This window comes from Xanthomonas hyacinthi (genome assembly GCF_009769165.1).
GTDB classification, from domain to species: Bacteria; Pseudomonadota; Gammaproteobacteria; order Xanthomonadales; family Xanthomonadaceae; genus Xanthomonas_A; species Xanthomonas_A hyacinthi.
In genome coordinates this window covers 252,014-265,275 of the sequence record NZ_CP043476.1, presented here as the reverse complement: position 1 = coordinate 265,275, position 13,262 = coordinate 252,014, and the positions used below count along the sequence as shown (strand labels likewise).

Annotated in this window: 11 protein-coding genes and 1 pseudogene; 9 read left to right on the top strand and 3 right to left on the bottom strand. The window is 59.9% G+C overall.

Going from position 1 to position 13,262, the window contains the following annotated elements:
- The first annotated feature begins 34 nt into the window (after nt 1–34).
- The 3 genes from FZ025_RS01235 (at nt 35) to FZ025_RS01225 (ending at nt 4,857) form a co-directional block, all read left to right on the top strand.
- The gene (locus FZ025_RS01235; RefSeq protein WP_046981452.1) at nt 35–505 is read left to right on the top strand and encodes a GFA family protein; all 471 of its coding nucleotides are present in this window, start codon (nt 35–37) and stop codon (nt 503–505) included.
- A gap of 185 nt (nt 506–690) precedes the next feature.
- A complete protein-coding gene (gene rlmB, locus FZ025_RS01230) occupies nt 691–1,437 on the top strand; it encodes a 23S rRNA (guanosine(2251)-2'-O)-methyltransferase RlmB (RefSeq protein ID WP_046981453.1) in 747 nt (248 codons plus the stop codon).
- Between the two features lie 417 nt (nt 1,438–1,854).
- Complete coding sequence (locus FZ025_RS01225) at nt 1,855–4,857, top strand: ligand-binding sensor domain-containing diguanylate cyclase (protein WP_104559034.1); 3,003 nt, start codon at nt 1,855–1,857, stop codon at nt 4,855–4,857.
- A 9-nt stretch (nt 4,858–4,866) separates the two neighbouring features.
- Here the strand turns inward: FZ025_RS01225 and FZ025_RS01220 are convergent, their stop codons facing one another.
- The 3 genes and pseudogenes from FZ025_RS01220 to FZ025_RS01210 all read right to left on the bottom strand — a co-directional run.
- Complete coding sequence (locus FZ025_RS01220; protein WP_046981455.1) at nt 4,867–5,187, bottom strand: type II toxin-antitoxin system RelE/ParE family toxin; 321 nt, start codon at nt 5,185–5,187, stop codon at nt 4,867–4,869.
- The gene (locus tag FZ025_RS01215) at nt 5,175–5,432 is read right to left on the bottom strand and encodes a type II toxin-antitoxin system Phd/YefM family antitoxin (RefSeq protein WP_046981456.1); all 258 of its coding nucleotides are present in this window, start codon (nt 5,430–5,432) and stop codon (nt 5,175–5,177) included. Before FZ025_RS01215 ends, FZ025_RS01220 begins: the two co-directional genes overlap by 13 nt.
- A 141-nt stretch (nt 5,433–5,573) precedes the next feature.
- A pseudogene (locus FZ025_RS01210) lies at nt 5,574–5,818 on the bottom strand (transposase); the annotation flags it as partial.
- A 624-nt stretch (nt 5,819–6,442) separates the two neighbouring features.
- On the opposite strand from FZ025_RS01210, the gene FZ025_RS01205 reads away from it, so the two are divergent.
- The 6 genes from FZ025_RS01205 (at nt 6,443) to FZ025_RS01180 (ending at nt 13,246) form a co-directional block, all read left to right on the top strand.
- Nucleotides 6,443–6,883: an HlyD family secretion protein gene (locus tag FZ025_RS01205; RefSeq protein WP_158185510.1), complete on the top strand. Its 441-nt coding sequence runs from the start codon at nt 6,443–6,445 to the stop codon at nt 6,881–6,883.
- Nucleotides 6,859–7,875 (top strand): IS30 family transposase, encoded by a 1,017-nt coding sequence (locus FZ025_RS01200; RefSeq protein WP_158185509.1) that lies wholly within the window; start codon nt 6,859–6,861, stop codon nt 7,873–7,875. The genes FZ025_RS01205 and FZ025_RS01200 overlap by 25 nt, the downstream gene beginning before the upstream one ends.
- Nucleotides 7,876–7,975: 100 nt before the next feature.
- Nucleotides 7,976–9,009 (top strand): IS5 family transposase gene (locus tag FZ025_RS01195; protein WP_386269914.1). Its coding sequence is split into 2 segments (ribosomal slippage): nt 7,976–8,941 and nt 8,944–9,009, totalling 1,032 coding nucleotides; the frame shifts between segments, so codons are not numbered across the junction.
- A 314-nt stretch (nt 9,010–9,323) separates the two neighbouring features.
- Nucleotides 9,324–10,574: a hypothetical protein gene (locus tag FZ025_RS01190; protein ID WP_146093603.1), complete on the top strand. Its 1,251-nt coding sequence runs from the start codon at nt 9,324–9,326 to the stop codon at nt 10,572–10,574.
- Nucleotides 10,571–11,821, top strand: a complete 1,251-nt coding sequence (locus FZ025_RS01185) for a pepsin/retropepsin-like aspartic protease family protein (protein ID WP_146093604.1) — start codon at nt 10,571–10,573, stop codon at nt 11,819–11,821. Before FZ025_RS01190 ends, FZ025_RS01185 begins: the two co-directional genes overlap by 4 nt.
- 108 nt (nt 11,822–11,929) lie before the next feature.
- A complete protein-coding gene (locus tag FZ025_RS01180; protein WP_104558861.1) occupies nt 11,930–13,246 on the top strand; it encodes a TolC family protein in 1,317 nt (438 codons plus the stop codon).
- The last annotated feature ends 16 nt before the right edge of the window (nt 13,247–13,262 follow it).

Sequence of the window (13,262 nt, the reverse complement as noted above, 5' to 3'; positions counted from 1 at the left end):
GCCCGCGCAATGCGGTTCGCAGCGGAGAGCAAGCATGGAGCATGACGGCTACAGCGGCGGTTGCCAGTGCGGCGCGGTGCGTTTCCGGATACGCGGCCGGCTCGACGACGCCTCGATCTGCCATTGTCGGATGTGCCAGAAGGCGTTCGGCGCCTACTACGCGCCGCTGGTGTCCACACGCGGTGCGGAGCTGCGGTGGACGCGTGGCGCGCCGAAGCATTTCCAATCGTCCAATCTGGTGCGGCGCGGCTTTTGCGCCGACTGCGGCACGCCGCTGACCTACGAGGCGCCGGACGGTATCGCCGTGGCCGCCGGTGCGTTCGACGACCCGGCGGCGCTGCCGCCGCGGATCCAGTACGGGTTGGAAGGCAAGCTGCCGTTCGTGGACGGCCTGCACCGGCTGCCGGCGATGCGCACCGAGGACGATCTGGAGGCCGCACCGTTCCTGGCGCAGCTGGTGTCGCACCAGCATCCGGACCACGACACCGAGCGCTGGCCGGCCTGAGCGGGTGCGCAACATGCCATGCATGGCGCACGGTCGGCGCCGGTTCGCGGCCTGCGTTCTGCGCCCTTCGTCGCCGGTCGCGCACGCCATCGATGCCGGCGCTGCCCGGTGCTGCGGCGCCGGCAATGTGACGCGAGCGCCGGCAACGCCTACCATGCCGCTTTCCTTTCTTGCAGCCCCGCCTCATGAGCAAGCAGAACCAGTGGATCGTCGGCGTCAACGCCGTGGCCTCGTCGATCGAGAACGATGCCGACAACGTGCGCGAAGTGCTGGTCGAGGCGGGCAGCAAGAACCCGCGGCTGGTGGAGATCGAGGAGAACGCGCGGCGCAAGGGCATCGAGGTGCGGCGGGTCAACGCCCAGGCGCTGGACGGCGTCGGCGGCTCGGTGCGCCACCAGGGCGTGGCCGCGCGCTATGCGGCGGCGCGCACCTGGGGCGAGAACGAACTGGAGGGCCTGGTCGCTGCGGCCGAAGGCCGCGCGCTGCTGCTGGTGCTCGACGGGGTGCAGGATCCGCACAATCTCGGCGCCTGCCTGCGCAGTGCCGCGGCGGCCGGCGCGACCGCGGTGGTGATCCCGAAGGACAAGTCGGCGCCGGTCAACGCCACCGTGCGCAAGACCTCGGCCGGCGCCGCCGACCGCATTGCGATCGTGGCGGTGACCAATCTGGCGCGCTGCCTGCGCGACCTGCAGAAGCAGGGCGTGTGGATCTACGGCCTGGTCGGCGAGGCCGAGACCTCGCTGTACGCGCAGGACCTGCGCGGCAACGTGGCGCTGGTCCTGGGCGGGGAATCCGACGGCCTGCGCCGGCTCACGCGCGAGCATTGCGACGGTTTGGTCAAGATCCCGATGCCGGGCGACATCGAGAGCCTCAACGTGTCGGTGGCCACCGGCGTGACCTTGTTCGAGGCGGTGCGGCAGCGCATGGGGTGAGGTGCGGGCATGTAGAGGCGGCGTGCCGAGACCGAGAGGGTGGCGCCGCGCCTGCCCGAGGCGGCCTGGAAGCCTGCGCGCATCGGCCGGCGAACGCGGCGCACACCCGCGAGGAGGATTTTTGCCTACCATGTGCATTCTTTCGGTGGGTCCCGTTCCGGCAATGAGCCAGCGTCGCCCCCGTCTCGTCGATCCTGGCCGGCCGCCGCGCTCCCGGGCGTGCCGCCCCTTGCCGAGCGCGATCGACCCGCAGGCTCGCGCTTGCGCAGGTCCAGCACCGCGCCATCGCCTGGGTGTGGACGCCGGCGCGCGCGCTCGCCCTGGCTTGCCCGGGGCACGCGCAAGAAGCGTGCGGCCTGTGCGAGGATGGCTGACACGCACTAGCGCTTTCCAGGCCGGATCGATTCGATGAGGGCGATGGCGTCGGGCCATGCGGCGGCCGTCCGCCGCGCCACGCATGCGTGGCTGCCGGTTCTGCTGGCGCTGCTCGCGCTATTGCTCGGAATAGGGCAGGCCGCCGCCGCCCCGGCCGCTGCCGGACCGCCGCCGTTGCGCGACTACGCCGTGGATGCCTGGACCTCGCGCAACGGTTTGCCGCACAACTCGCTGCGCGACCTGGCGCAGACCGCGGACGGGCGCCTGTGGTTCGCCACCTGGGAAGGGCTGGTGCGCTACAACGGCCTGGACTTCACGGTGATCGACCGCAGCACCCGTCCCGGCCTGCCCGACAACGGCGTCGGCGCGCTCTACGTCGGTCGCGACGGCGCGCTGTGGCTCAGCGATTCGCGCGGCAACCTGGGCCGCTACGATCGCGCCGGCAGCTGGCGCTTCTGGCTGCAGCCGCCTGGCTGGCCGCGCGCGCTGATCCACGCCATGAGCGAGGACCGTCAGGGGCGGCTGTGGCTGCTGTTCGAAGGCAACGGCCTGGGCTGCCTGTGGCCGGACGGGCACTTCGACTACCAGCCGGCGCCGCCGGGCCTGCCGCTGGCCAACAGCTTCCCGCGGATCGCCGTGGACGACCGTGACCGGGTCTGGATCGGCAGCCTCGACGGCCTGCTGTACCGCGACGCGCAGGGCGTGCTGCGGCGCGCGCCGCAAGCGTTCGGGTTGCCGCCTGGCCTGGCCTGGCCGTACCGCGCCGCGGACGGCACGCTGTGGCTGGTCGCCGGCGAGAATGTGTACCGGCTGCAGGGCGGGCAGGCGGTGCTGGTGCACCATCTGCCGGGCTACGGCCACTTCACCGCGATGCTGCGCGATCGCGACGGCGCGGTGTGGCTGGGCACTGAAAACCAGGGTCTGCTGCGCATCGGCCGGCACGGCATCGAGCACATGGCGCCCGGCGACGTGCTGCCCAACGGGCGCATGGTGAGCCTGCTCGAAGACGCCGAGGGTAGCGTCTGGATCGGCGCCAACGGCGGCCTGTTCCGGCTGCGCGAGACCCTGTTCACCAGCTACACGCGGCGCGACGGACTCAGCGGCGACTACGTACGCGCGCTGCTGGAAGCGCCCGACGGCGCACTGTGGATCGGCAGCGCCGCCGGCCTGGACCGGATGACGGCCGCCGGCACGATCGCGCCGGCGGGCCTGCGCAATGCCGACGGCAGCGCGCCGTCGGTGCTGAGTCTGGCGCGCGGCAGCGACGGCGACCTGTGGGTCGGTACCTACGCCGACGGCGTGTACCGGCTGCGCGACGGCCGCGTGCGCCGCCACTACGACAAGGGCGATGGCCTGCCCAGCGGCCACGTGCGCGCGATCAGCGTGGACGCCGCCGGCACGGTGTGGATCGGCACCCAGCGCGGGCTGGTCCGCATCGACGGCGAACAGGCGCGCGGCGCCGACGTAGCAGGCCTGCCGCAGGGCCTGATCACCGCGCTGGCCAGCATCGACGGCGCCCTGTGGATCGGCTCGGTCGAAGGCGCTTCGGTCTTGCGCGACGGCCGCGTGCGGCGGCTGCCGCTGGAACCGCTGGGCGGCGCGCGCAGCGTGTTCGGCTTCCAGGCGCTGGGCCGCGACGTGTGGATCTCCACCGACCGCGGCCTGTACCGCTACCGCGACGGCCGCCTGGCGCGGGTCGGCCTGGAGCAGGGCATGCCGGTGGACACCGTGTTCCAGCTGGTCCGCGACCGCCTCGGCAACGTCTGGATCAGCAGCAACCGCGGCGTGCTGCGGACCAGCGCCGAGGCACTGGATGCGGTCGCCGACGGCCGCGCCGGCAAGCTGCAGGTGACCCGCTACAACGAGATCGACGGCATGGCCAATGCCCAGGGCAACGGCAGCTCCGGCCCATCGGAAATCGTGCGTCGCGACGGCAGCGTGTGGCTGGTCACCGCCGGCGGCATCAGCACGGTCGATCCGCGGCGCTTGCAGCGCTTCCGCGAGCGTCTGCCGCCGCCGGCGGCGATCGAGAACGTGCTGCTGGATGGGCGGCCGTTCGCGTGGCGGCGGCAGTCGCGCCTGCCCGGCGCCACGCGCATCGCGGTGTCCTACGTGGGGCTCAGCTATCTGCTGCCCGAGCGCATCCGCTACCGCACCCGGCTCGACGGCCTGGACAAGGACTGGGTGGAACGCGGCCAGCAGCGCAGCGTCGAATTCATCGGCCTGCCGCCGGGCGACTACAGCTTGCGTGTGGCCGCGGCGCATCCGGATGGCGCCTGGAGCACGCGCGAGGCGCTGTGGCATTTCAGCGTCGCCCCGCTGTGGTGGCAGCGGCGCAGCGTGCAGGTCGCTGTCGCGCTGGCGCTGCTGCTCGCGCTGGTGGCGCTGTACCGCTACCTGATCGCCCGCTACCAGCGCCGCAATCTGCGCCTGGAGCGGCTGGTCAAGCAGCGCACCGGCGCCCTGCAACTGCAGACCGAGCGGCTGCTGCGCGCCGACGCCGACAAGAGCCGGTTGCTGGCCGAACTGCAGCGCCAGGCCGACGCGTTCGAGCGCCAGGCCCACGAGGACGCGCTGACCGCGCTGCCGAACCGCCGCCATTTCGACGAAGTGCTGGTCCGCGACGTGTTGCGCGCGCAGCGCAGCGGCAGCCCGTTGTGCCTGCTGGTGATCGATATCGACCGCTTCAAGCAGATCAACGACGGTTATTCGCACGCCACCGGCGATGCGGTGCTGCGCGAGGTCGGGCGCCTGTTCGCCGAGGCCTGCCGCGGCGCCGACCTGCCGGCGCGGCTGGGCGGCGAGGAGTTCGCGGTGCTGCTCGGCGACACCCCGCTGGCCGACGCCGAGCGCATGGCCGCGCGCCTGCGCGACCTGTTCCACGCGCGCCTGCTGTGGGCCGACGCGCCGACGCTGCGGGTGACCTTCAGCGGCGGCCTGGTCGCGCTGAGCGGGGAGGAGACGCCGAGCCAGCTGCTGCAGCGCGCGGACGTGGCGTTGTATCGGGCCAAGAGCGGGGGGCGGGATCGGGTGTGTGTGGGGTGAGGGCTGGTTCTAGACCTTTGCCTGCTTGGCACGGGATGCGAGCCTGCCCTTGCGCAGCAAGCGTTCCGAGCGCATGACATGCAAGATAAAGACCTTGTGCCCGTCATGTCGGTAGAACACGCGACAGGGGGGCTCAACAATCTGGCGATAACGGGACCGCCCAAGCTCTTGCGGCCGGCTGCCACTGTCAGGGTGCTCAACAAGCTGTTCGACATGATCGAAGATGCGTTTGACAAGCTCCGAGGCCGCTACCGGGCTTTCCAAGGCGATGTAGTCGGCAATCGCATCCAGATCGGCCAGCGCCGGCTCCGACCAGACTATTTCAGCCATCGCGCGAGGCGCTTCCTGGCTTCGGCATGGGTTGCTACGCGACCCTCCGCGACCGCTTGTTCTCCGCGGGCAATACCCTCCAGCACCGCCATGCGTTGCTGCATGAGCTGATAGGTCTCGACGTCCACCAGATACGCACTGGGCAGGCCATGCTGGGTAATCAGGATAGGCTGCTTGTCCCGCTCGATGTCCGCGAGAAGTTCAGTGGCCTGGCGCTTGAGGGTAGTGACGAGTTCGGTGCGCATGAAGTGACACTACAGTATCACTTCGGGGGGCGCAAGCATTCGCGAAAGGTCGAATGCCTGAATTAAGGAATGCCTGATCTACCAGCCGTAGCCGAGGTTCCCCTGCTCGCAACACGGAGGCAGGGCAACATCTCGCAGGTTTTACATCCAATCGCCCGCGTTTTGTCCCGCATCCCGCCTTTGGGCGATCTGCGGGCGCACCCCTCCTATGCCACCGACAGCAATGTCCTGCGCGCCCTCCACAGATTGACCAACGCGAACAGCGTCGTCACCTGCGCCGCGTTCTTGGCCAGGCCCTTGTAGCGCACCTTGACGTAGCCGAACTGCCGCTTGAGTACCCCAAACGGATGTTCCACCGCCGCCCGGATCGAGGCCTTGGCCCGTTCCAGTTCCTCGGTGATTGCGCGTAGCGCCGGGTGCGCGATCGCCTTCACCTGGGTTCGAGACATGGCAATCACCGCGGGGAGGGGGGAGCTGATGACTTGGACCATCAGCAGAATCAGAGGTTCCTTAAGCCGCGCCGCGAGGCGGCGTCGGCTTGAATGAATTGTCGGTCATCAGAGTCCGGAGAAACCCTGACTTGTCATGGATTGCGGGACACGAAGGCATTTGGATTTCTTCTCATACTGTACGAGTTTATTGTTTTGCTCAAAAATAGCGGCGACAGAGACCATGTGCAATGAGCCAGGTACAGGAATGTCTGCCTGTCTTTCATAGATTGCGAACCAGATCGGAGTAGAGGATAGCTTTTGCATGGCTTGATGGGATTTCATCGCTGAGTACGGCAAGTAATAATTCTAAAGCCCCCGGCTCTGCCGGGGATATTTACTAAACGGCCTTTGAGTGTGCCAAGTTCCGCTAAAAACTAAATTGATTTCACCATTTTCAATTTTATTGCAATTGGTGGCATAAATTGTCAATCTATTTCAATGATTTTAGTTCATATGCAATTCATAAAGAGGTTTTGGCTGCTATAAACAATGGCGCCGAAGCACAGCGAGGTCCCAAGGATGAGTAGCCTGTTTAGACCGGAAAGCTTGGAAGCCAGGGAAAATGAACTCCTAGGCAGAGTCAGATCTTCGGTCCCTAGCTCCCTCAGATTTATTGCTGCCATGGCCTCGTTGCTATTCTTGGGAGTTGTGGTCTTTGTCTGCTTTGCAACTTATGCCCGTAAAATTGAAATCCAGGGCTATCTCGCGCCAGTAGGTGGCGATATGAAAGTGGTGGCTCCATCAAGCGGAACGCTCAAAGCGATCTATGTAAAAGTAGGAGGCGATAAAGTTAAAAAGGGAGATCTTCTGGCAGTCATTTCGTCAGAAATAACCAGCGAAAAAACAAATCAATTTCAGCTATTGCTGCGGAAGGCGCTGGCAGCGGGCAGACTCAACTTCCAAGTGCAACACCTCACAGAGCGTAGGGTGTTGCGATGGGAAGACAGTACAGTCATCTGAGTAGTGAGGAACGCGCGGTGCTTCAGGTCGAACGCGATCGGGGAACGAGTCTTCGTGGGATCGGTCGCCGCCTGGGGCGTAGCGCATCGACGCTGAGCCGCGAGATCCGGCGTCTGGACAGCGGCGTGTACTCGGCGCATGCGGCAGCCCTGGTGTATCGATCGCGGCGATCGCGCAGCGTACGAGCACGCAGGCTGATCGCGGGCGCGGTGCTGTTCGAGTTCGTCCACGACCGTCTTGTGTTCGATCGCTGGTCGCCGCAGCAGATCGCGGCCACACTGCGGGACATGCATCCAGACGACGCCAGCCAGCGGGTCAGTCACGAGACGATCTACGCGGCCATCTACGCGCATCCGCGCGGCGGCCTGAAGCAGGCCCTGGTCGATGCATTGCGCCAGAGCAAGCCCACGCGAGGCCGCAGGCGCACCACAGCAGCGGCGCGCACCTGGGTACCGGAGGAGCTGCGCATCGTGCATCGGCCCGAAGCGGTGGAACAGCGCCTGCTGCCGGGGCATTGGGAGGGCGACCTGATCAAGGGCGCGTTCAACCGGTCCTGCGTGGGCACGCTGGTCGAGCGCAAGACACGCTTCGTGGTGCTGTGCAGGATGGATGGCTGCACCGCGGACGCCGCGCTGGAAGGCTTCACTCGCCAGATGAAGAAGCTGCCGGCCTTCCTGCGCGAGAGCCTGACCTACGACCGCGGAACGGAACTGACCTGTTACGAGGAGCTGATGCGACGGTTGAACATCGACGTGTGGTTCGCCGATCCGTATGCGCCGTGGCAGCGGGGCAGCAACGAGAACACCAATGGCCTGCTGCGCCAGTTCCTGCCCAAGGGCGTGGACTTGTCGCAAGCGAGCCAGGAGTACCTCAATCACGTCGCCAAGCTGATGAATGGGCGTCCTCGCCAGACATTAGGCTGGGCCACGCCGGCAGCGGCCATGGAGAAGGAAATCCTCGCCTTCAAATCACGTGTTGCACTTGATTCTTGAGACCGCCGGGTATAATGACAACTTTGGGAACCTCTGATTCTGCTGATGATCCAAGTCATCAGCCCCCCCTCCCGCGGTGATTGCCATGTCTCGAACCCAGATGACCCTGTCGCTGCAGCACGATGCCAGCTTCGATGTGCACCGCAAGCCGACGCGGCGCGACGTGTTCCTGTCGCAGATGGATCAGGTGGTGCCGTGGGCGCCGCTGTGCGCGTGCATCGCGCCGTTCTATCCGAAGGTAGGAGCGAGCGGCGGCCGTCCGCCGGTGGGGCTGGAGCGGATGCTGCGGATCCATTTTCTGCAGCAGTGGTATGCGCTGAGCGATCCGGCGGTGGAAGAGGCGCTGTACGACGTGCCGGCGATGCGGCGGTTCGTGGGGATCGACCTGGGGCGCGAAGCGGCGCCGGACGAGACGACGATGTGCAAGTTCCGGCATCTGCTGGAGAAGCACGGATTGGCCGAACAGCTGTTTGCAGCGGTCAATGCTCACTTGCGCGAGCACGGCCTGCGGCTGTCGTCGGGGACGATGGTGGACGCAACGATCATCGCCGCGGCGCCGTCGACGAAGAACAAGGCGCGCTCGCGCGATGGGCAGATGCACCAGACCCGGAAAGGCAAGCAGTGGTACTTCGGAATGAAGGCGCACATCGGGGTGGACCAGCGCACGGGACTGGTGCACCACGTGGTGAGCACGGCGGCCAACGTGGCCGACGTGACCCAGACGGCGCATCTGCTGCATGGCCAGGAGCAGCATGTGTTCGCCGACGCGGGCTATGCGGGGGCGGCGACGTATGCGCCGGCCGACGGACGCACCTTCTGGGTTGCAGAGAAGCGCAGCAAGGTGAAGGCGATCGCGCACCCGGGGATGCGCGCAATCACCGAGGAACTGGAACGGGCCAAGGCTTCGATCCGGGCGGCGGTGGAACATCCGTTCGGGGTACTCAAGCGGCAGTTTGGCTACGTCAAGGTGCGCTACAAGGGCCTGGCCAAGAACGCGGCGCAGGTGACGACGCTGTTCGCGTTGGTCAATCTGTGGAGGGCGCGCAGGACATTGCTGCCGGTGGCATAGGAGGGGTGCGCCTGCGGACCGCCCAAAGGCGGGGTGCGGGACAAAACGCGGGCGATTGGATGTAAAACCTACGAGATGTTGCCCTGCCTCCGTGTTGCGAGCAGGGGAACCTCGGCTACGGCTGGTAGATCAGGCATTCCTTAAAGGGCAGTATTCAGGTTGACAATACAATTTACTCCATCGATATCAAGACGAACGAATTCACCTCGACCACTGCCACCGCTTCCTGGAGTTCTCAGGTCTCTGATGGAGTCACGGTAGGTGTTTCCACGACCTATGATAGTTCAAGCAATACTTTCGCCACTAATTTAACGATTCAGCTCGATCTGTAATATTTTGGCGCCGTGCTAACTATGGCGGCGCCAAACTTGGAGAATACATGAAATACTATTTGTGCGCCTTCGGTCTTTTATTCTCAGCCTCCATATTTGCATCTGATTTTACTGAGGATAGCATTAATTTGGTTTTTAAGTCCGTGAAGAATGGAAATGCCGCTAAGCTGAAAGAGCAGTCTAGTGCTAACGATGCATATGGCTATTTTTCCAAGGCCGGGTACTATCGCATCAATGGTCAACTAGACGTTTCAACTAACGCAGCTGATAAGTGCATTGCTAGCCTCAGCGCAGGCGATATTAAAGCAAAAGCCGCATGCCAGCTTATCAAGGCAGGCAACTATTTAATGGTTGGTTCATACATGCAGTGGGCCGGCGCCATGGCGGATATGAGAGCTTATAGTGCGGCGCTATCAGGCATTCCGGATCTCAATCAAATTTATCTAACTTACCCCAAGTTCCTGCGTGATAGCTTCACTGCTGGTACTATTGTGGAAGAAATAGAGCGTGAGGGTGTGGAAAATGTCAATAATAAATATGGCATACCGCTTGTAAGACTCAAAGTGGGGAATACATTAAATTCGGAAAGGAGTGCGAACGTAGATTTAGTTATCGACCTCGGGTCGTCCTACTCGATTCTCAATAAAAAGATTGTGGATTTCCTTGGTGTCAAGACTGTGCTTGGCTTTCAGCCAATAATAAAGTCTGGAAAAGAGGTTGGAAGCTATAATCTGATCGGCCCACTTACGCTTGAAATCAATGGTGTCAGGTTAAGAAACATCTATATGGCCGACACGGATGTTGAATTTAATATATTGGGCCGGGATCTACTTAGGCTGCTTGGACCCTCAAAGCTGACGCAGGACAAATTTTCTCGTGTCAGTGATCAGGAATTTGCGAGTCTATGCAAGTCACGTGGCGTAATCACATCAGAGCCATCTGGAGGATGGGCCAGCGTGAGAGTACCGGCTGTAATCGGGCCGCGACCTGTATTAATCAAGGTCGAAACAGGTAGCAATAGTCCTCTTCAAGCCGATGGAATGGATTTGCGTAATTTTGGGAAAGATAAATTCGAAAGCTATGTGCATGTCTCACCATGGAGTCGAGGAGCGGTTCAATACGTCCGGGGGGTTGCTGAGGTTAAAACGACCTGGGGTAGTGCTAAGACAGAATTCTTTGGAACCTCGCTTCCTACAACCTTTCACCCATGGAAAATCGGTTTCGCTAACCAAGCTGAGTTTTCCTGGGATATCGGGAAGAACTTGGTTTGCTTTTCAACTAACCCTTTAATTCAATGAGAATTCATTTTTTTTTGGCATTGGCGGCAGCTATGTTGTCGCCAACAGTTGGGGCGCTAGAAAGGGAGCCGGCTCCGGTCATGCATGCGGATAACTTTGTGAAAGTGGATATGGCATTGCGGAGTGGACACTACGAGAAGTTACTCGCGATAGACAAGCACGCGGTAGGGACAGGTCTTTTGAGAGATTTGGTTAAAGATCGCATAGCACCTGGAATCCATTTAACCGCACTCGACCAAGAGAATTCGTGCCGACAACAGTATCGCGCCAGTCTGTCTAGTGATGATCTCTATCGACAATGTTTATATGTGAGCATAGGAAACTATTTCTTATGGGGACGTTACGCAGATGCACGGCAACTAGCTTCACTTTTTTACGGTCCTTCACTTAAAAGAAGGAGGCTAAATGACTTGCCGGCCAATATTGCTGCACTCCTGCAAACTGTACCCTCTGCCAGCGGTTTGAATCCTGCAAAACGAGATGACCTTAGGTTAACATTAGATGGGCAATACGCAGAGACTGAAATCACTGCTCATAACGGGGTCCCAACAATTATTGCGATGCTCGATATTAAGGGTAAATCGATCGCGGCTAAGTTCGTCATTGACACGGCGGCTTCAAACTCTGCATTGAGCTATCAGACTTTGCATCAGATTTCTGGTATTGCTCCGGAGGGCGAAGTTTTTGACGAAACCGCAGCTCAAATTTTGAATGTAAGCGTTAACGATGTGAGATTCATTAATGTGCTCTTTCAGCCAATTAAAGCCGATCTCAATATCTTGGGACTGGACGTGTTGAGACAGCTCGATGGCATAAAATTAAGTAGCCGTAAGTTGCAAATTTGGGTTGGTTATTCCCCACACAGCTGTAACGCTCCGCTAATCAATAGTTCCAGCCCAGTTGGTGATTGGAGCAGGATAGCGGTGCCTGCGAAAATAAATAACGTAGACACTGATATCGTGATCGACACCGGTGCTTCCTTCGACGCCAAGTTGCACGGCATGGATATGCATAAGATACCGTTAAGATTAAGGCGCTCGATAACTTATTTGACTGCTGATGGGGCGCGCACGGCCGAAGCGATTTTGGGTCACGTTAACATCCAGATCAGCGGCCAAAATTTTCCCTCCAAATACATTGGTGTTGGTGGAGATAGATACATCATGCCTTGGTCTCTTGGCTACAGCTGGTTAAGTCAAAAAGATCTTTATCTCAACATAAAGGACTCTTGCTATTCTTTAAATTGAGCATTAGGAAATTTCTGATTAACCCATGCATCGCCGCCTTGCAGCTCAGTAAAATAAATAGGTTAAGCGTTGCGCAAGTGGGTTAATCAGACAATCCTTAGGGAACCTATGAAAATCGCCGCGATATTTATATTATCACTACTGAATTCGTACGCTCCCTGCTGTATCGCATCGAGCCTTTCTGAAATTTATCAGGCTACTAGAGAGAATAACCCTCAATACGCTGGGTTTGATAGCTCTGTGGAAGTTTCCAAACAAGAATTAGTCGGAGCCCGGGCCAAATTTTTTCCGACTGCAAATGCGTTTTATACATTAGATAAGGAAAATGTAGAATACCGGGATGTCGAATTTCGTGGGTACTCTAAATCATTCTCGCGCGGCATCCAGGTTGCTCAGAAATTATTTTCTGCCGAAAATATATACGCCTATAGAGCTAGTAAGCAGTCTTACGAAGGTGCGCGCTATCAAAGGGACTATAACGTCAATTTGCTCGAGGAAAGCTTGATTGAGGCTTACCTGACTAGTGTTTTGCAGGCGAAGATTGTAGACGTATATTCCAGATACGAAGACGCATACGCGCAGGCTCTCAAGATCACAAGACGCCAATACGCAGGAGGATATGCTGCTAAAGTTGATACTGCCCAAGCCGAATCATATTATGAGTATATAGCTGCGCAAAGACTTGAGTATGCCAGTGATTTGGATTCGAGTTTGCATAAGCTAAGTCGAATGTCTGGGCTTGACCTTAAAGAAGTTGGCCCATTCAAGGAGAGCCAGAACTTCAGCTTTGTAGAGAATCGAAGCCTTTTAGCATGGTATCAACTTGCACAAACTCATAACTCTAAATTGGCTTACCTTGAGAGATTAATTCGAACATCCGCCGAAAAGGTGAAATCCGCGCGGTCTGCCCGCTTACCAGAAGTGAGCCTGGAGGCAACATACAGTTCTGTTAATTTCGAGCAATTTTCACTGAGCAACGACGGCCGTGTCAGATGCTGGGATAAATATGTCGGTATTAACGTAAGCGTGCCTTTGTTCTCAGGATTTTTAATTGAATCCAATATCAAAACAGCCGAAAGTCAAAGAGATTTGGCTGTTTCAAATTTAGAAATCGAGGTGGCGCAGATACGTAATGATATAAGTGACTACTACGCCTATATTTCTAATTCGAGTAAGCGACTTGAAGCGTCAGCGCGGTCTGTAGCTGCCGCCATTTTGTCTGAGGAGCTTATTGGTAAAGGTTACAAAATTGGTCAGCGAGATTTCACCGATCTAGCTGTAGCGATTGGCCGTCGGGCTGAATGCGAGCTTCAACTGGCATATGCGCGATACAATTACCTGGTAGCCCAAGTTAAGTTGATCGCAACGACGAGAGAGCTTGGACAGCAGGACATGGAAACAATTTCTCGAATTTTATCATACTGATGGATATAACGCGCAA